This window comes from Corallococcus silvisoli (assembly GCF_009909145.1).
Lineage (GTDB): Bacteria > Myxococcota > Myxococcia > Myxococcales > Myxococcaceae > Corallococcus > Corallococcus silvisoli.
The window spans coordinates 1-18014 of the sequence record NZ_JAAAPJ010000013.1; the positions used below are offsets into that span (position 1 = coordinate 1).

General features: G+C 71.8%; 12 protein-coding genes. 6 read left to right on the forward strand and 6 right to left on the reverse strand.

The features are described 5' to 3' along the window. The first annotated feature begins 95 nt into the window (after nucleotides 1-95). Nucleotides 96-2795 (forward strand): heavy metal translocating P-type ATPase, encoded by a 2700-nt coding sequence (locus GTY96_RS24820; protein WP_161665995.1) that lies wholly within the window; start codon nucleotides 96-98, stop codon nucleotides 2793-2795. Nucleotides 2796-2963: 168 nt separating this feature from the next. Next, a complete protein-coding gene (locus GTY96_RS24825) occupies nucleotides 2964-4376 on the forward strand; it encodes an L-serine ammonia-lyase (RefSeq protein WP_143905254.1) in 1413 nt (470 codons plus the stop codon). A gap of 24 nt (nucleotides 4377-4400) precedes the next feature. Here the strand turns inward: GTY96_RS24825 and GTY96_RS38350 are convergent, their stop codons facing one another. Next, on the reverse strand, nucleotides 4401-7223 hold the full coding sequence (locus GTY96_RS38350; RefSeq protein WP_161665996.1) for a serine/threonine-protein kinase: 2823 nt from the start codon (nucleotides 7221-7223) through the stop codon (nucleotides 4401-4403). A 174-nt stretch (nucleotides 7224-7397) separates the two neighbouring features. Between GTY96_RS38350 and GTY96_RS24835 the strand changes: the two genes are divergently transcribed. Further along, on the forward strand, nucleotides 7398-8399 hold the full coding sequence (locus GTY96_RS24835) for a hypothetical protein (protein ID WP_161665997.1): 1002 nt from the start codon (nucleotides 7398-7400) through the stop codon (nucleotides 8397-8399). 119 nt (nucleotides 8400-8518) lie between these two features. On the opposite strand, the gene GTY96_RS24840 is transcribed toward GTY96_RS24835, so the two are convergent. Further along, on the reverse strand, nucleotides 8519-9970 hold the full coding sequence (locus tag GTY96_RS24840; protein WP_161665998.1) for a glycoside hydrolase family 6 protein: 1452 nt from the start codon (nucleotides 9968-9970) through the stop codon (nucleotides 8519-8521). 154 nt (nucleotides 9971-10124) lie between these two features. Further along, entirely contained in the window at nucleotides 10125-11096 is a 972-nt protein-coding gene (locus GTY96_RS24845) for a YybH family protein (protein WP_143905258.1), read from the reverse strand. Nucleotides 11097-11350: 254 nt separating this feature from the next. Here GTY96_RS24845 and GTY96_RS24850 point away from each other — a divergent pair, with 254 nt between their 5' ends. Next, complete coding sequence (locus tag GTY96_RS24850) at nucleotides 11351-13807, forward strand: acylase (protein ID WP_161665999.1); 2457 nt, start codon at nucleotides 11351-11353, stop codon at nucleotides 13805-13807. A 92-nt stretch (nucleotides 13808-13899) separates the two neighbouring features. Here the strand turns inward: GTY96_RS24850 and GTY96_RS24855 are convergent, their stop codons facing one another. Next, the gene (locus GTY96_RS24855) at nucleotides 13900-14436 is read right to left on the reverse strand and encodes a YceI family protein (RefSeq protein WP_143905260.1); all 537 of its coding nucleotides are present in this window, start codon (nucleotides 14434-14436) and stop codon (nucleotides 13900-13902) included. Between the two features lie 285 nt (nucleotides 14437-14721). On the opposite strand from GTY96_RS24855, the gene GTY96_RS24860 reads away from it, so the two are divergent. Next, nucleotides 14722-15456, forward strand: coding sequence for a hypothetical protein (locus tag GTY96_RS24860; RefSeq protein ID WP_143905261.1), 735 nt, complete (start codon nucleotides 14722-14724; stop codon nucleotides 15454-15456). 4 nt (nucleotides 15457-15460) lie between these two features. Here GTY96_RS24860 and GTY96_RS24865 read toward each other — a convergent pair whose 3' ends face one another. Then, the gene (locus tag GTY96_RS24865) at nucleotides 15461-16048 is read right to left on the reverse strand and encodes a regulatory protein RecX (RefSeq protein WP_143905262.1); all 588 of its coding nucleotides are present in this window, start codon (nucleotides 16046-16048) and stop codon (nucleotides 15461-15463) included. Nucleotides 16049-16140: 92 nt separating this feature from the next. Further along, nucleotides 16141-17445: an L-dopachrome tautomerase-related protein gene (locus GTY96_RS38595; protein WP_328700995.1), complete on the reverse strand. Its 1305-nt coding sequence runs from the start codon at nucleotides 17443-17445 to the stop codon at nucleotides 16141-16143. 115 nt (nucleotides 17446-17560) lie between these two features. On the opposite strand from GTY96_RS38595, the gene GTY96_RS24875 reads away from it, so the two are divergent. Continuing rightward, entirely contained in the window at nucleotides 17561-18001 is a 441-nt protein-coding gene (locus GTY96_RS24875) for a YciI family protein (RefSeq protein WP_143905263.1), read from the forward strand. The last annotated feature ends 13 nt before the right edge of the window (nucleotides 18002-18014 follow it).

Here is an 18014-nt window from a genome sequence, read left to right on the forward strand (position 1 = left end):
CTCGTAGCGCATCATCTCGCCTTGCCTCCTTGCGGAGACAACAACCGGCGCTCCCACATCCATCAGACACGGCCTAGGCGTCAGGAATCCCAGCCATGTCGGAGCAGAAGAAGAGCGGGTCGCGGTTCGGGTCGTTGAACATCCAGGGCCTCAAGGAGGCGCGACCCGGCGGCAACGCCGTGCAGCGCCACGTCCACGGGCCCTCGTGCGACCACGGCCACGAAGGCCCTGATCATCATGGCCACGACCACTCCGGGCACGCGCATGCGCACGGCGAGGCCCACGTGCACGGGCCCTCCTGCTCCCATGGCCACGACCACGGGCATGACCACCACGGCCATGCCCACTCCCAGCGCGTCATCCGTCCGCCGGCCTACCGTCCCGCGGAGGGAGGCGGCGCCGCGCTCCAGCTGGACCTGGAGGGCACGCTGCCGGGAGAGACGGACGACCAGGGCCGCTTCGAGCGGCTGGAGGCGGCGCTGGAGTCGCAGCGAGGCATCACCGACGTGCACCTGCGCCGTGACGCGGGCCATGCGGAGGTGTGCATCCACTACCAGCCGTCGCTGGTGAGCGCGTCGCAGCTGGTGACGCTCGCGCGGAAGACGGGGGCGCAGGTGGCCGCGCGCTACCTGCACCACACCTGGTTCGTGCGCGGGATGAGCTCCGCGGACGCGGCCCAGGTCATCGAGCACGCGGTCGCGAAGATGAAGGGCGTGCTCACCGCCAGCGTCGCGTACGCCAGCGAACGCCTGGTCATCGAATACGACAAGGAGGAACTGAAGCTTCCGGACGTGGAGGCCCGGGTGAAGGCGCTCGGGTACGGGCTGGAGGTGCCCATGGCGGGCCATGCCTGCTCGCACCATGCGCATGGCGGCGGGCTCGCGCCCCTGCTGGAGCTGCCCCTGGTGGTCGCCTCGGGCGCGCTGCTGGCGGCGGGCTTCGTCGTGGAGCACTTCGCGCTGGCGCCACCGCTTTGGGCCACGGTCCTCTGGGCGCTGTCGATGGCGAGCGGCGGCTTCTTCGCCATCCGGGGCTCGGTGCGGTCCATCGCGCAGCTGCGCATCGACATCGAGACGATGATGGTGGTGGCGGCGCTGGGCGCGGCGGTGCTCGGCGCGTGGTTCGAGGGCGCGTTCCTGCTCTTCCTCTTCAGCGCGGGCCACGCGCTGGAGCACCGGGCCATGGAGAAGGCGCGCCGCTCCATCGAAGCGCTGGGCCAGCTGCGCCCGGAGGTGGCGCGCGTGCGCCGGGGCGCGGAGGTGGTGGAGGTGCCGGTGGCGGACGTGGCGCGAGGCGAGCGCATCGTCGTGCGCCCCGGGGACCGCGTCCCGCTGGACGGCATCATCCGCGAGGGCAAGAGCTCCCTGGACCAGGCGGCCATCACCGGTGAGTCCATGCCGGTGGCGCGCAAGCCGGGCGACGAGGTGTTCTCCGGCACCATCAACTGCGAGGCGGCGCTGGAGGTGGAGGTGACGCGCCTGTCGTCGGAGTCCGTCCTGGCGCGCGTGGTGGACATGGTGGCGCAGGCGGAGGCGCAGAAGGGCCGCCGGCAGCGCTTCGCCCAGCGCCTGGAGCGCACCGTGGCGCCGCTCGTGATGGCCTCCGCCGTGGTGTTCCCCGTGGTGCTCGTGCTGACGGGCACGGACGTGAAGGAGGCGGTGCTGCGCGCGGTGGGCCTGCTGGTGGCCGCGTCGCCGTGCGCGCTCGCCATCTCCACGCCGTCCGCGGTCCTCTCCGCGGTGGCGTCCGCGGCGCGCGGCGGCGTGCTCATCAAGGGCGGCATCTACCTGGAGCTGCTCAGCGGGATCCGCGCCGTCGCCTTCGACAAGACCGGCACCCTCACCGTGGGCCGCCCCCGGCTGCTCACCACCTGGACCGCGCCGGGCGTGACGCGCGAGGAGCTGCTGGGCACCGCGGCCGGCGTGGAGGCCCTGTCCGCGCACCCGCTGGCCAAGGCCGTGGTGGACGGCGCCGCGGAGGCGCGCGTCACCGTGCCCGTGGGCCGCGACCTGGAGGCCATCCACGGCCAGGGCATCCGCGCGAAGGTGGGCGACGACGCGGTGGCCGTGGGCAGCCTGGCGCTCTTCGCGGGCGAGCCGGTTCCTCCCGAGGTCGCGGCGGAGGTGGCGCGGCTGGAGGAGGCGGGCCAGACGACGATGGTGGTGCGCCGCGCGAACCGCTACCTGGGCGTGCTGGGCATGGCGGACACGCTGCGCGGCGGCGCGCGGCAGGCGGTGCAGGCGCTCAAGGCGGGCGGCATCGAGCGCACGGTGATGCTGTCCGGTGACAACGCGCGCGTGGCGCGGTCCATCGCGCAGCAGGTGGGCCTGGACGAGGCGAAGGCGCCGCTGATGCCCGTGGAGAAGGTGGCGGCGGTGAAGGACCTGGGCCGCACGCACGCGGTGGCCATGGTGGGCGACGGCGTCAACGACGCGCCCGCGCTGGCCGCCGCCGCGGTGGGCGTGGCCATGGGCGGCGCCGGCAGTGACGCGGCGCTGGAGACCGCGGACGTGGTGCTGATGAGCGACGACCTGGCGAAGCTGCCCTTCGCGCTGGAGCTGTCCAAGCGGGCCACCGCCGTGATGAAGCAGAACCTGGTCATCGCGCTGGGCGTCAGCGCGGTGCTCGTCGTCGCGGCCGTGCTGGGCCTCACGAAGATCAGCCAGGCCGTGGTGCTCCACGAGGGCAGCACGCTGCTCGTCGTCTTCAACGGCCTGCGCCTGCTCGCCTTCCGGCCGAGCACGACCGCCACGCCGCCCCAGCCCGCCACCGGCCCGCAGCCCGCGGCCGGTTAGCCAGCTCGCGTCATGCTTGGGATGGCAACTTCCCCCACGCACGGAGGAGTGAGCGCACGCGCGACGTGTCGTCTTGTGGCCGGCATGACGTGAAGTGGATGCATGCAGTGCGTCGTCAACGGGGTGGCACATGCGGCGCGCGGTGGACATGGCATGGTGGGTGCCGCCATGCCTGTCAGCGTCTTCGACCTCTTCAAGATTGGAATCGGTCCCTCCAGTTCGCACACGGTGGGGCCGATGCGCGCGGCCCGCACCTTCGCGGCGGGGCTGTCGGACGCGGGGCTCCTGGAGCGCGTGACGCGGCTCAAGGTGGAGCTGTTCGGCTCGCTGGGCGCGACGGGCAAGGGGCACGGCAGCGACAAGGCCGTGCTGCTGGGCCTGCGGGGTGACACGCCCGAGGACGTGGACGTGGAGTTGGTGCCGTCGATTGTCGCGCACTGGCGCGCGGAGGGGCGCGTGTCGCTGCTCCAGCGGCTGGTGATCCCCTTCCGCGACGGCGAGCACCTGGTGATGCACAAGCGCAAGGTGCTGCCGTACCACCCCAATGGCATGCGCTTCACCGCGTTCGGCGAGGGCGCGGAGCCGCTGGTCTGCCGCGTCTACTACTCGGTGGGCGGCGGCTTCGTGGTGGATGAGCAGGCGGTGGCGGGGACGGATCCGCTGCGCGCGGAGGCCACCGCCCTGCCCCTGCCCTTCAAGTCCGCGGCGGACCTGCTCGCGCACTGCGAGCGGGAGCGGCAGCCCATCAGCACGGTGATGCTGCGCAATGAGTTGACGTGGCGGAGCGAGGAGGACATCCGCGCGGGGCTCTTGCGCATCTGGGGCGTGATGCAGGCGTGCGTGACGCGCGGGTGCACCACGCCCGGCATCCTCCCGGGGGGCCTGAAGGTGGAGCGGCGGGCGGCGGCGATGTACCAGCGGCTCATCAGCCGGCCGGAGGCGGGGCTCACCAACCCGCTGACGGTGCTGGACTGGGTGAACCTGTACGCGCTCGCGGTGAACGAGGAGAACGCGGCGGGCGGGCGCGTCGTCACCGCGCCCACCAATGGCGCGGCGGGCATCATCCCCGCGGTGCTGCACTACTACTGGCGCTTCGTGCCAGGGGCGAACGCGGACGGCGTGGTGAGGTTCCTGCTCACGGCCGGCGCCATTGGCGCGCTCTACAAGGAGAACGCGTCCATCAGCGGCGCGGAGGTGGGGTGCCAGGGGGAGGTGGGCAGCGCGTGCTCCATGGCGGCGGGGGCGCTCGCGGAGGTGCTGGGTGGCACGCCGCTCCAGGTGGAGAACGCGGCGGAGATCGCCATGGAGCACAACCTGGGGCTCACGTGCGACCCCATTGGCGGGCTGGTGCAGGTGCCCTGCATCGAGCGCAACGCGATGGCGTCCGTGAAGGCCATCAACGCCGTGCGCATGGCGCTGTCCGGCGACGGCAAGCACTTCGTCAGCCTGGACAAGGTCATCAAGACGATGCGCGACACCGGCCGCGACATGAAGGACAAGTACAAGGAGACCGCGCGCGGAGGCCTCGCGGTCAACGTCCTGGAGGTCGCGAACCTCAGCGTCGGCCTGCCCGAGTGCTGAGGCCCCCAACGCCCCGCTGACGCCCTACCGCTTGCGCTTGCCCCCGCGCACCGCCGACGCGGGCACCGCCTTCGCCGGGCGCTCGGGCCGGGCCTGGAGCCAGGCCTCCACCTCCTTCGCCTGCGACGCGCGCCCCGCGGACGTGAAGCGCGCGAGCGCCTGAGACGCCGCGCCGCGCGCGTCCTCCTGTTCGCCTTCCTTCCACAAGGCCTGCGCCAGCGCGAAGCCGGACTCGCCCAGCGAGTCCTCCTGCGCGTCCTTGAACGCCAGCGCCTGCCGCAGCGGGGCGATCGCGTCGCGCGCGCGGCCCAGCCCCAGGAGCGCCTGCCCCACGCCATCCAGCGAGTACTGGAGCAGCTCGTCGTCCGGCCCCAGCTTCGCCTGCTTCACCGCCAGCGCCTCCTCGTAGTCCTTCAGCGCCTCCGGGTAGCGCTTGAGCGCGAGCAGGCTCATGCCCTCTTCATCCAGCGCCTCCGCCAGCTTCACGCTCGCGGGCCCCAGCAGCGTGCGGTGCAGGGACACGGACACGCGCGCGTGCTCCAGGGCCCCGGTGAAGTCCCGCTGCTCCCGCAGCGCCATGGACAGCGCCTGGTGCCGCCGCGCGGTGTCCAGGTGCACGGGCCCCATCGCCTTCTCCGTCTGGAGGAGCGCGTCCTTCAGCACCGTCACCGCCTGCGCGGCCTTGCCGGTCTCCAAGAGCGTGCGCCCCAGCGTGAACGTCACCCGCGCCCGCTTCGGGTGGCCCTCCGGCAGCGCCTTCGCGAGCAGCCCCGAGGCCTGCTCCAGCAGCTTCAGCGCCTCGTCCGGATGGTCCTGCATCAGCGCGAGGTTGGCCTCGTTCACCTTGAGGTCGCTCTCCAGCACCGCGTCCCCCCCCACGCGCTTCAGCGTCGCCTCGCCCAGCCGGCCCCAGCGCCGCGCGAGCGGGTACTGCGCCTGCTCTCCGTCCACGTAGAGCAGCTTGTTCATCACCGACACCGCCAGCCGGTCCGCCCGGCCCGCCTCGGCGTCATAGACGGCCTGCTCCAGCACCTCGCCGCCCGCGGCCTTGTCTCCCAGCACCGCCCGCGCCCACCCCAGGTGGTAGCGCAGCTCCGCCATCAGCGGCAGGTAGCCCGTGGCCAGCACGCGCGCTTCCACCTGCCGCGCCAGCTCCAGCGCCTTGGGCATCCGGCTCGTGTCGATGCGCGCCTTCACCTCCGCCAGCTGCCCCTCCAGCGCGTCCAGCTCCGCGCGCTTCACGGGGTCCGCCGGCCGGGGCTGGAGCTCCGCCAGGGACTCCACGTCCGCGCAGTCGCCCGGGGCCGGCAGCGCGTAGGCCGCGTCCAGCGACTTGTCCACCAGCGCCACGTCCGCGGTCTCCAGCGTGGCCACCAGCGCGCCCAGGTCCTTGCGCCGCCGCTCCAGGCACACGAAGCGCTGGGACAGCAGCGCCTCCGTCTGCACCGCTCGCACCCGCGTGTCCTCGCACGCCAGCGTGTGCTGCCTCGCCCACTCCGCGCCGTAGTCATCCAGCACGTCGCCCACCCGGCGCGCCATGTCCTGCGCCACCGGGTTCTTCGTGGCCAGGAAGGCCTGCGTCACCCTCTCGCGAGCGTCCTGCCCCCAGCGCTCCGCCACCAGTCCCTGCGCGCCTTCGCAGACCTTCGTGCGCGACCACGCCACCCCGCCCGCCACGCCCAGCACCACCGTGGCCGCCACCGCCGCGCCCGCGCGCCGCCGCGCCAGCGCCCGCCGCTCCCGCTGCCCCAGCACCGTCAGCAGCTCCGCCATGGAGCGGAACCGGTCCCTCGGCTCCAGCGACAGGCCCTTCATCAGCGCGCGGCGCACCCACGCCGGCACCTTCGATTCGCGCGGCGGCTCCTGGATGGGCGACAGCGGCAGCACCTGCGCCACCGCGGCCTCCGTCACGCCCGGCTCGTCGTCGGGCCCACCCCGGGGCCGCAGCTGCGAGGCCACCCGCGACAGCTCGTCCGGGTCGAAGGGGCGGATGCCATACAGCGCGCGGTACAGCGCCGCGCAGAAGCTGAACTGGTCGGAGCGCGAGTCCAACAGCTCGCCCCGGAACTGCTCCGGGGACATATAGGCCGGCGTGCCCATCACCAGGCCCGCCTGCGTCAGCTGCGAGTTGAGCGGCGAGTCGTCCCCCGTCACCGGCCGCGTGCGCTCGCCGTCCCCCTCCTCGTCGTCGTCCACCTCGCCCATGGGCCGCGCGAGCCCGAAGTCCGTGACGTAGACGCGCCCGTCCCGGCCCACCAGCACGTTGGCCGGCTTGAAGTCGCGGTGCACCAGCCCCGCCACGTGCGCCGCCTCCAGCCCCCGGCCCGCCGCCAGGTACTTGTCCAGCAGCTCCTGCCACGTCCGCGCCTTCGCCTTCGTCCAGTCCCGCAGCGTGCCGCCGTCCACCAGCGCCATCGCCACGTAGATCTGCTCGTCCCACTGCCCTACCTCGAAGACCGGGATGACGTTGGGGTGGGAGATGCGCGCCATGGCCTGCGCCTCGCGCAAGAGCCGCGCCCGCCCCAGCTCCAGGTCCTCGTGGCCGCCCTTCACGCGCAGCAGCTTCAGCGCCACCTTGCGGTCCAGGTCCGGATCATACGCGGCGTACACCACCCCCATCCCGCCCTGCCCCAGCACCTTCAGCGGCAGGAAGCGGCCCACCTGCCGCGAGGAGAGCCGCGGCGACTCGGCCCCCGCCCCGCCGCGCGAGGGCGTGGACTCCCCACCCCCACGTCCCGTCGCGGGCGCGCTGCCTCGGCCTGTACCGTACGATTCGCGCGACGTTGAAACGCGCGGCGCGGAGCCCGGCGCCGAAGGCCCGTCGTCCCTGTCATTCCGGTTCGCCATGGGTCCAGTGTACCCCTCATTCCAGGATTCCATGGTTCTTCGGCCTGGCGGCCTGCCCGGTTGCGTCTGAAATCGCGCGCTCCCGTCAGATCCTGTAATCCGGAAGCAACCTCCGAAGTCCGCCGCGGATAATGGGGGGGAGTCAAAAGACCCGGCAGTGACAGGAGACCCCCCATGGCCTTCAACATCGGCTCCAGGATTGATTCGGTCATGGCCCGGATCCGCCAGGCGCAGGAACAGGCCCGCGCGGAGATGGCCGCCGCCGCCCAGTCCGTGAAGGAGCCCCTGCCGGACGCGCCGGACGCCAAGCCGCTCAACGCCGCGGAGGGCCGGTACCTGGACTCCTTCCAGGAGGAGCGCGCGAAGAAGATGGGGATGCCGGAGCTGGCCGCGCCGCCGCCCGCGGGCACCGCCCCCGCCACCGCGGTCCCCGTCAACGAGGCGACGGAGGCCCAGAAGGACAAGGGCTGGAAGGCGCCCCAGACGACCGTGGCCCAGACGAGCAAGAAGGGCTGCGCGGAGGCCACCCTCACCTACCTGGAGCAGTCCAGCAGCGACGACGAGGTCCCGCTGAGCCAGCAGGAGGCCCGCGAGAAGGTGCGCAACAAGGCGGACACCCTGGCCACGTCGGAGACGGCGGGCGTGAAGGACCGCGTGGAGGTGAACCTGGACGACGGCGCGACCCCGGATGAGATGGGCGCCGTCCTGGGCTCCATGGGCATCAAGGTCACGGACGGCTCCGCCGAGGTCGACACCGACGCGCTGAGCGGAGCCCTGAAGAACGGCCAGATGGCGCTGGCGCTGGTGGACTCCAACGCCCTGCTCAACACGACCCTGGCGCCGGGCGAACAGCCGAAGGAGGGGGGCGAGCTGCACTGGCTCACCATCGACGGCGTGAACCCGGGCAAGACGGACAGCACCGACGACGACCTCTACCGCGTGCGCGACTCCGTCAACGGCGCCTACTGGGTGAAGGCCAGCGACCTGAAGAAGAGCGTCGCGGAGGCCCAGGAGCAGCACGGCAGCGGCGGCGTGATGACGGTGCAGAAGGACGGCACCGCCAAGACGACGGAGCAGCGCGAGGCCCTGGCCCGCGAGAACCTGGAGCACACCGGCCCGCTCGGCAAGGGCAACGGCGGCGCCAGCCGGCGCCTCAGCGTGGGCGAGTCCAGCTAGCTCCCACGCCGTCCCCGCGGCCCCCGACGCCTTCTCCCAGCCTCGCGCCGGGGGAAGGCGTCTTTCGTTTCCACGCCCGGCCCGGTGGGACGGGCCCGGGCGGGTTCAGGGCACGGGGCTCAAATCCCGTCGATGAGCCGGTAGGCCAGGTCCGGGCTGAACTGCCCGGCGGGCGTGCCCGGGGCGGTGCCGCACTGCCCATCCGAGTCCCCCGGCACCTTCACCCACAGGAGCAGCTCCGCGCCGCCGCCCGTCTGCGAGGGCGTGCCCAGCTTGCGTCCACCCGGGTTGCACCACTCGCCATTGGAGCCGTTGCCGTTGCGGCTGGTGTCCACGACGTACTGCCGCGTGTAGCCGTAGCGGCTGGAGAGCGCGGCGTTCACCGCGTTGCCGTACGTCGCGGTCTCCGCGGTGGGGTAGAAGTTGGACACGTTGAGGGCGAAGCCGCGCACGTTGCGCACGCCCGCGGACTCCAGGCGCTGCGCCATCGCGTCGGCGCCAATCCAGCGCGCGTTGCCGCCGTCCAGGTACGTCCAGGTGTTGGGCGCGCGGTCTCGCAGCTGCTCGGAGGCGTAGCGCAGCAGGCCCAGCCGCGTCGTGCGCTCGGCGTCGTTGGGGAGGCAGTCCAGCTGCGCGACGGCGTCCGGCTCCACGATGACGACCGCGGGCCGGTCGCCCAGGCCTTGCGCGAAGGCGGCGATCCAGGCGCGGTACGCGTCCGGGCTGCCCGCCCCACCACCGGAGTGGCTGCCGCAGTCTCGGCCGGGGATGTTGTAGGCCACCAGCACCGGCAGCTTGTCCGCCGCGTCCGCCGCGCCGACGAAGCTGGACACCGCCTGGGTGATGTCCCCGCTCCAGTTGCCGAACCAGCGCGCCATCGGCTTCGTGGCGATGGACGTGTTGATGCGCGCCGCGCGGCCGTCGCCCCCGTTGGCGCGCACCCACGCGGCCGGGTTGGAGTTGGGGTCCACGTAGAACCCGCTCGTCATCGCCACCGGACCGGAGCCGGAGCCGCCGTCCGTGGTGAGCGAGATGTCATCCAGCCGCACGGTGACGGCGTTGGCGCGGCCCCCCAACTGGAACGTCACCTGTCCCTGGCCGGTGGACAGCGAGGACGTGAACGGGATGGAGAAGCGCCGCGACGTGCCATCCAACGTGAAGCCCTGGTTCAGCGTGGACGCATAGGGCGACACCTCCTGCTGCACCGTCGCGCGCGCGGTGACGCTGGCGCTCGCGGTGGCGGTGAACGCCAGCGTGTACGTCCTGCCCGCGGTGAGCGTCAGGCCGCTCTGCCCGACGATGGCGTCCCAGGGGTTGGCCGTGTTCGCCGCCACGTCCACGCGCCATTGGTTGTTCTCCACCCAGGACTGCGTGGCGGCGTTGTTCCACCACGGCGCCGTCGTCCCGGCGTTGAAGGCGCCGTTGACGAGCAGCTCGGTGAGCGCCGCCTCCTGCGCCGTCATGACCGGAGCCTCTTCGGACACGGAGGGCGCGGAGGGACCGCAGGCCGCGAGCGCGAGCAGCGGGACGAACGGAAGCGACAGCCGACGAAACAAGCCTGGTGAACGCATGAAGAGGACTCCTCACGACCGGGGGAGGTTCATTCATGCGGAGCACCCGCCAGGGATACAAGACTAAACAGCTATTTCATCAATTAACGGAATTTTACCACGACCGTCCCGGCGAGGGGCCCGCCGTGCGCGCCGGGCCCTCGTCGGGTGAGGCTCACGGGCCCTGGGGGCCGGGGCTGGCGTTGCCGCCGTCGGTGACGTAGCGCCACTGTCCATCCGCCTGCCGGCGCCAGATGGTGAGGTACTTGATGTGGTCCACCGCCGACGGGCCCTGCTCGCTCTTCTCGGAGTAGGCGGCACGCCCCACCGTGTACGCGAGGTCCCCGGAGCCGGCCGCGTCCCCGAGCACCGGCTCCCAGCGCAGGTCGACCTTGTCGATGGTGAACGGCGCATACGCCTTCGCGATGGCGCCGTGGCCGAAGATGCCGGCGGACCCGATGAGCAGCACCGCGTCCTCGGCGGCATAGGAGGCGAAGGCCTTGCCCATGCCCTCCTGGATGGACTGGGTGGAGAAGGCGATGTCCGCGGCCTTCGCCTCTTCCAGCACCGCGGCGGGCGCCAGCGCGCGAGGCGCCGCGGCCGGCAGCGTGGACGAGGGCGTGAAGCCCGCGGGCGGCGTCATCGGCGTCTTGTCCGCGTTGCGCACCGCCGCCGCCACGCGCCACTGCCCGTCCGGCTGCCGCTTCCACGTGGTGATGTAGCGCCCGGTGGGCCGCACCGACGTGCCGCCTGACTCCACCGACGCGTTGCCCAGCGAGTAGCCCAACGTCCCGTCCGCGCTCACGTCCCAGCGCACGGGCGTCCAGCGCACCTTGCCCTCGGCCTCCAGCGGGTGCGCGGCGAGCCACGCGCGGATGGCCTCCTTGCCCCGCTGGGCGTACACGCCGTCCACCAGCAGCACCGCGTCGTCCGCGACGAACTCCGCGAACGCCTGCGCGGAGCCCACCTTCTCCGCCGCGTCGGACATGGCCTGGTCGGCGGCCCGCAGCCCCGCGCGCGCATCCTCCAACGACTGCCGCGCCATGCCCGTACCGACCTCCGCGCCCGGCCCGGAGCCCTTCGCTCCACCGCACCCCGTGGCTCCCAGTGCCGCGACGACAAGCGCACCCGCGAACATCCGTTTCATGTCCTGGTTTCCTTTCCTTCAGACACCGGGCCCATGCGCCGTGGCCAACCGGGCTCCCGGATGGCCCCAAGCCATACACGCAATCAAAGAAGTCCGCTCGCCTCCGGAAAAGCCCCGCGAGCCCCCAAGGTCGCGACTGAAACACCCTCCTGTCTCGCCGCCCTCGCGCGTCCCACGGGGGACGGCGCGATCCAGGAATGATGCGTTTCTACAATTAGGAGGGAATTTCTCACCACCGTGAAAGGAACCCCTCGATGCATGGACGTGCTGGAAGGACCCGGGGCGGCCGGCTGCTCCCGCTGACGGCGCTGCTGCTGGCCACCGCCTGTGAGCCGCGCGCCGCGACGCCCGCGACGCAGGCCCCGGAGGGCCCCGTGGCGTCGGTGAAGCTGGGCGCGGGCAGCCTCTCCGCCACCGTGCGGAGGACGGCGCACGGCATCCCCCACGTGCTGGCGGACGACTTCGCCGGCCTGGGTTACGGCTACGGCTACGCGTTCGCGCAGGACAACCTCTGCGAGCTGGCGGACGTGCTGGTGACGGTGAACGCGGAGCGCGCCCGCTACTTCGGGCCGGACGCCACGTACCTGTCGGCCCTGGGCGGCAACCTCAACAACCTGAAGAGCGACTTCTTCTACCAGTCCGTCCTGGACGACGGCACCGTGGACGCCCTGCTGGCGAAGCCCCCGCCCCTGGGCCCCTCCCAGGATGCGCGCGAGCTGGTGCGCGGCTTCGCGGCGGGCATCAACCGCTACCTGCGCGACACCGGCGTGGACGCGCTGCCGGACGCGCGCTGCCGGGGCGCCGCCTGGGTGCGGCCCATCACCGAGCACGACCTGTACCTGCGCTACTACCAGCTGAGCCTCTTCGCCAGCTCCGGCTTCTTCCTGGACGCGCTGGTGGACGCGAAGCCCCCCACCCTGCTGCCGGACGGCACGCTGCCCCTGCCGCTGCCCGTGCCCGCGACCCTGGACCGCGACGTCTTCCCGCGCTCCGAATCGCTGGGCCTGGGCAGCAACGCCTTCGGCCTGGGCAGTGAGGCCACTCGCAACGGCAAGGGCATGCTGCTGGCCAACCCGCACTTCCCCTGGGAGGGTTCGGAGCGCTTCTACCAGGCGCACCTCACCGTGCCGGGCAAGCTCAACGTCAGCGGCGCCAGCCTCCTGGGCGTGCCCGCCATCCTCATCGGGCACAACGAGACGCTGGCCTGGAGCCACACCGTCTCCACCGCGTACCGCTTCACCCCGTTCGAGCTGAAGCTCGTCCCGGGCTTCCCCACGAAGTACCTGTACGACGGACAGGTTCGGGAGATGACCACCCGCACGGTGACGGTGCGGGCGCGCGAAGCGGACGGCACGCTCACGTCCCGCCAGCACACGTTCTACCGCACGCACCTGGGCCCGATGATGGAGTACCCCTCCGGCCTGATGACCTGGAACGGGCTCACGGGCTACGCGTTCCATGACGCCAACGCCACCAACCTGCGCGTGCTGGACACCTTCTTCGCCATGGACCGCGCGACGAGCGTGGAGGAGCTGCGCCTGGCGCAGAACACTTGGCAGGGCATCCCGTGGGTGAACACTGTCGCCGCGGACGCCCAGGGCCACGCGTCCTACGCGGACATGGGCGTCGTGCCCCACGTCACCGACGACAAGCTCCTGCGCTGCGTGCTGTCTCCCATCCCGCTGCTCGTCCTCCAGACCGCGGGGCTGCCGGTGCTGGACGGCTCGCGCTCCGACTGCGCCGTGGGCACCGACGCGGACGCGGTGGAGCCGGGCATCTTCGGCCCGGGCCGCCTGCCGCGCCTGACGCGCGCCGACTACGTGACCAACTCCAACGACAGCTACTGGCTGCCCAACCCCGCCCAGCCCCTCACCGGCTTCCCGCGCATCCTGGGCGGGGAGAAGAACGTGCGCAGCCTGCGCACCCGCATGGGCCTGAAGATGGTGCAGGGCCGCCTGTCCGGCACCGACGGCCTGGAGGGCCAGCGCTTCACGCTGGAGCAGCTGCAGGCCGTGACGTTCAACAACCGCGTCCTGTCCGGAGAGCTGCTGCGCGACGCAGCGGTGGCGCTGTGCCGCCGCACGCCCTTCGTGCTGATGCCGGACCTCACCTTCGAGGACCTGCGCCCCGCCTGCCCCGTGCTGGCCGCGTGGGACCTGAAGGGCAACCTGGACAGCCGGGGCGAGCTGCTCTGGCGCGTGTTCATCTTCAGCGTGGTGGGCGTCACGGGCGGGCCGTACCTGGTCCCCTTCAACGCGAACGACCCCGTCAACACGCCCCGCACGCTCAACACCCTGAACCCGCAGGTGGCCCAGTCCCTGGGCACCGCCATCCGCACCCTGCGCGCCCGCGGCATCGCGCTGGACGCGACGACGGGCTCCGTGCAGGGCAAGCGCAAGAACGGCGTCTTCCATCCCATCCACGGCTGCAGCCATGAAGAGGGCTGCTTCAACCAGATTGGCAACCAGCTCCTGCCGGACAACACCTACGAGCCCGTCCTGGGCTCCAGCTTCGTCATGGCCGTGTCCTTCACCGACGCGGGCCCCGTGGCGAAGTCCGTCCTCACCTACTCCCAGTCCACCAACGCGGCCTCGCCCTGGTTCGCGGACCAGACGGCCCTGTTCTCCCAGAAGCAGTGGGTGGACATGCGCTTCACGGAGGCGGAGATCGCCAGCGACCCGGCGCTGACCGTCACGCGACTGCAGGAGTAGTCAAAGCCAGACAGGGGAGAGTCCCCGAAGGGTCCGGTCCTTCGCGCGCACGCCGGAGGGCCGGACCCGCCGCTTCACGGGTGTCTGGGTTTTCAGCCCTGCGCGGGCGTGGCCTGGATGTCCAGCTCCACGTCCACCTTCTCGCCAATGAGCCAGCCCCCGTTGTCGAGCGCCTTGTTCCACTGGATGCCGAAGTCGGAGCGCTGGAGCGACGTGCGCGCCGAATAGAGCAGCCGCGTCTGCCCCCAGGGGTCCCGGGTGGTGGACAGGTAGCGCGCCTCCAGCAGCACGGGCCGCGTCACCCGGCGCAGCGTCAGCTCTCCCTGGAGCTGGAAGCCCGTGGCCCCCACCGGGTGCGACTGGCTGGCCTTGAACGTGAGGTGCGGGATCGCCTCCGCGTCCAGGAACTCCGGTGAGCGCAGGTGCGCGTCACGCTCGGGATTTCCGGTGTAGATGCTGGCGGCCTCCACCCGCACGTCCACTTCACCTTGCGTGGGGGTTCGCGGGTCCACCCGCAGGGTGCCGGACACCCGCTCGAAGCGCCCGTGGACGCGGGCCACCACCATGTGACGGGCAATGAAGAGCACGGCCGAATGCGCCGGATCGATGGTCCAGAGAGGCAGGGGCATGGATGGGGGCTCGTGGGGGAGTACGAGGGGGGGGGAACGACCGCACGGGAAAGTATCAATGCCATTACAAATTGACACGCCTCAATCCATTCCCAGACGCTCCGTACGGGCCAGCAAGCCCCTCGATAAACGCGCTTCCTGAGGTCTCAAGAATCGCTCGGTGTTTGGTTGATAAGGATTGTCAGGCCAATCCCCGAAAGGCAGACTTCACTGCGGGTGAATGCGACACATTCTCCCTCGGCGCATGACGTGCCTGGGCGGTGTCCCCACCCGGAGGAGTCCATCGTGAAGGTCCTGCATTGGAGCGTGGCGGCAGTGATGTGGTTCGCCGTGGGCTGTGGGAGCGTGGCGGAGGAGGCGCCCCCCGTGGAGTCGCTGGCCACGCAGGAGTCGGGGCTGCGGGCCTGTACGTCGTCGCTCGACTGCGTCTCCGGCTGTACGTGCACCAGCAACCAGTGCGTCTCGGCTTTCGGTCCGCCGCCGCCCGCGGGCTACTGCGACACGGCGCCCGTGCGCGCCTGCACCACGGGAGCGGACTGCCTCTCCGGCTGCAACTGCGTGGGCAACGTCTGCGTCGACAACGGGTTCAGCCCTCCGAAGAACTGCCTGTTGGCGCCGCCGGACGCCTATGAGAACGACAACGCGCACACCTCCGCCTCGTCGTATCCGGGCTCGCCGCAGCTCAACCACTCGTTCCACGTCCAGAACGACGTGGACTGGGTGCTGGTGGCCACGCCGGTGAACCAGGTGATGACGGTGGAGACCTACAACCTGCGCAACGGCCCCACGATGCGCGTGGACATCTACGCGTACACCTACGCCACCCGCACGCTGGGCCAGCTCCTGGCGTCCACCCAGACGACGGTGTGCTCGCAAATCACCCCGTCGTGCCAGATGTACCGGACCACGGCCAACGTCGTGGCGGGCGGCGTCTACGCGGTGAAGGTGACGGACCTGCGCGGCGTCCCGGCGGGGAGCGACTGGCGCCCCACCGCCATGTATGACCTGAAGATGTACTGAGCCTTCAGCGGCGGGGCGGCGCGTCGTCCGCCGTCCCGTCGACGATGCGCTTCGCGATGGCGAAGGAGAAGCCCGCGCGCGCGAGCGCCGCCAGGTCCTTCTGGCGGTGGTCCGCGCGCGTGCTGGGGTCCCGCCGGAAGGGGCCCAGCCGCTTCTTGCGCGCCCAGATGAGGGCGGCGGCGTCCTCGGACACGTCCTGGGTGGCCTCCGCCAGCTTCTCCTGCACCAGCTCCGGCGCCACGCCCTTCATCCGCAGCTTCTGGGTGATGACCCGCGCGCTGCGGCCCGACGCGCGCAGCGAGTGCACGCGCGTCTCCGCGTAGGTCCGGTCGTTGATGAGGCCGTTGCGGATGAGCTTCTCCGCCAGCGCGTCCACCCACCCCATCGCCTCCGAGCGGTCGCCGCCATGGAACTTCACGGACCGGTCCACCCTGCGCGCCAGCACGCGCTTGAGCTGGCTCACCGTGGCCGCGTACCGCTTGAGGTAGTGCAGCGCGGCGTTCTCCAGGTAGCGCGGCGACACCTTCCGGGGCGGCTTCGGCTTGCGGGGCTCCCGGCGGCGCTCGGCGTCCCTGTCGGTTGGATCATCCATGGCGGGACAGCTCTACCACCCGGGTCCGACCCATGGGGATGCGTCGGCTCCCCCACCGGCACGCCGCGCCAGGGCCCGGCCGGCCGCACGCCCTACCCCGCGGGCGAGCGCACCGTGGGAGGGGGCTCCTTGGGGATGCGCACCAGCAGGTAGGGAGGCTCGCGTCGGTCCTTCCCGCCGTTGAAGTCCGGCAGCCGGTTCCACTGGCCCAGCGTCACGTAGACATAGCGGGCGTCGACGAAGATGCCGTCGGGCCAGATGAAGCGCGGGTCGTACGCCAGCCGCTCGAAGGTGCCGTCCGGCGAGCGGCGCAGGATGGCGTCGTGCTCGAAGTCGGTGGTGTAGAGGCGGCCCTGCGCGTCCTCCGCCAGGCCGTCCGCGGCGCCCTTCTCCCCCTCGTCGCGCACGTTGGCGGCCAGCTGCACGTCGGAGGCGGCGGGGTTCGCCAGCACGTCCGTGGGGATGCTGTAGAGGCGGTGGCTGCTCAGGGGCGAGTAGTACAGCCGCCGCCCACCCTCGCCCAGCGCGACCCCGTCCACGCCGCCCACGGGGAACGTGGGGTGCTTCGCGTCGTAGGTGAGCGCGCGCCCCTCCAGCATCGTGAGGAAGCCCGGGTCGGGCTGGGTGGACGGGTGCGTGGCCAGGACGCGCCGCTGCCTGCCGGAGGCCAGGTCCACCACCACGAGCGCGGGCGAGGTGCCGAAGGAGGAGTCGGCCACGTAGGCCGTTCCCTTCGCGCCGTGCCCCAGGTCCACGCGCAGGTCGTTCATGTGGCTGTCGGGGCGCAGCACGGGCGGCTTCAACGTCACGCTGGCGAAGACCTCGTTGGTCCGAGGGTCGATGCCGACGACCTTCGCGCCGCCCTCCGGGATGTCGTGGCCCTTGCGCTTGCCATCGTCGATGACCCACAGGCGGCCCAGGCGGTCCGTCGTCATGCCGTGCACCGACAGCAGGCGCTTCTCCGGAGGCGCGTCCGACGGCAGGCTCATGGCCTCGGACGGATAGGGCACGAGCCGCCCGTCCTTCAGCTCCGCCAGGGTGGCGCTCGCGTGGTCGTCCGCATGCCGAGGGAAGCCCACGAAGACGCGGCCCTCCGGCGTCACCGCGATGCCGGACGGGCCCGGCCCCTCCATCCGCGCCAGCACCTCCACGGAGCCCGCGGGCGCCGTCCCAGGGTCGGTGGCGTCGGGCTGGGCGTGGGCCGGGCCTCCCGCCACCCCCGCGAGCACGGCGACCATCGGGACCAGGGAGGTGGCGAACCAGGGCACGGGAGGCTCCTTCGCGGGGTTGGGGGTGAGCGTGGACACAGGGAAGACCGGACGCGCCCTGCCCCCCTGCGTCATCGTGTGCACCTCCGCCCCCAGCGCCCACCCCTCCCGGCGGGCGGGCCACCTCACGACGACCCGTTCCCCACCGGACGCCGGCGCCCGAAAGTGGTGGCCCCCGTCGATTCACGGCACGGTGATTCGTCGCGCGGACAGAACCACGAACCGCCCCCACCTGGAGCCCCCCATGCGATTCATCATCCTCCCCCGCCCGTCCACCCCGGAGCCCACGCCCGCTCCGGCCGACGCGCCCTTCGACGAGGCCGTCTTCATCGCGCAGATGAAATACAACGAGGAGATGCACCAGGCGGGCGTGCTGGTCGCATCCGAAGGGCTCAGCCACGCCTCGGGCGGCGCGCACATCGTCTTCAAGGACGGGAAGTCCACCGTGAAGGACGGCCCCTACACCGAGACGAAGGAGCTCATCGGCGGCTTCTATGTGCTGGAGGTCGAATCCAAGGAGGAGGCCATCGCGTGGGCCCGCCGCTACCCGGGCGGCATGGGCAACGACGATGTGCTGGAGGTCCGCCCCCTCACCGGGAGCGAGGACCTTCCTCCCGAACTGCTGACGCTCATCACGAAGGCGGCCCCCACCTGGAGCCAGACCTTCAACAAGAAGACGTCGTGACAAAGACGTCGCG

What these genes read in the sequence shown, in the direction of transcription:
- GTY96_RS24820 (WP_161665995.1), top strand. Translation starts at nt 96, where the DNA reads ATGTCGGAGCAGAAGAAGAGCGGGTCGCGGTTCGGGTCGTTGAACATC.
- GTY96_RS24825 (WP_143905254.1), top strand. Translation starts at nt 2,964, where the DNA reads ATGCCTGTCAGCGTCTTCGACCTCTTCAAGATTGGAATCGGTCCCTCC.
- GTY96_RS38350 (WP_161665996.1), bottom strand. Translation starts at nt 7,223, where the DNA reads ATGGCGAACCGGAATGACAGGGACGACGGGCCTTCGGCGCCGGGCTCC.
- GTY96_RS24835 (WP_161665997.1), top strand. Translation starts at nt 7,398, where the DNA reads ATGGCCTTCAACATCGGCTCCAGGATTGATTCGGTCATGGCCCGGATC.
- GTY96_RS24840 (WP_161665998.1), bottom strand. Translation starts at nt 9,970, where the DNA reads ATGCGTTCACCAGGCTTGTTTCGTCGGCTGTCGCTTCCGTTCGTCCCG.
- GTY96_RS24845 (WP_143905258.1), bottom strand. Translation starts at nt 11,096, where the DNA reads ATGAAACGGATGTTCGCGGGTGCGCTTGTCGTCGCGGCACTGGGAGCC.
- GTY96_RS24850 (WP_161665999.1), top strand. Translation starts at nt 11,351, where the DNA reads ATGCATGGACGTGCTGGAAGGACCCGGGGCGGCCGGCTGCTCCCGCTG.
- GTY96_RS24855 (WP_143905260.1), bottom strand. Translation starts at nt 14,436, where the DNA reads ATGCCCCTGCCTCTCTGGACCATCGATCCGGCGCATTCGGCCGTGCTC.
- GTY96_RS24865 (WP_143905262.1), bottom strand. Translation starts at nt 16,048, where the DNA reads ATGGATGATCCAACCGACAGGGACGCCGAGCGCCGCCGGGAGCCCCGC.
- GTY96_RS24875 (WP_143905263.1), top strand. Translation starts at nt 17,561, where the DNA reads ATGCGATTCATCATCCTCCCCCGCCCGTCCACCCCGGAGCCCACGCCC.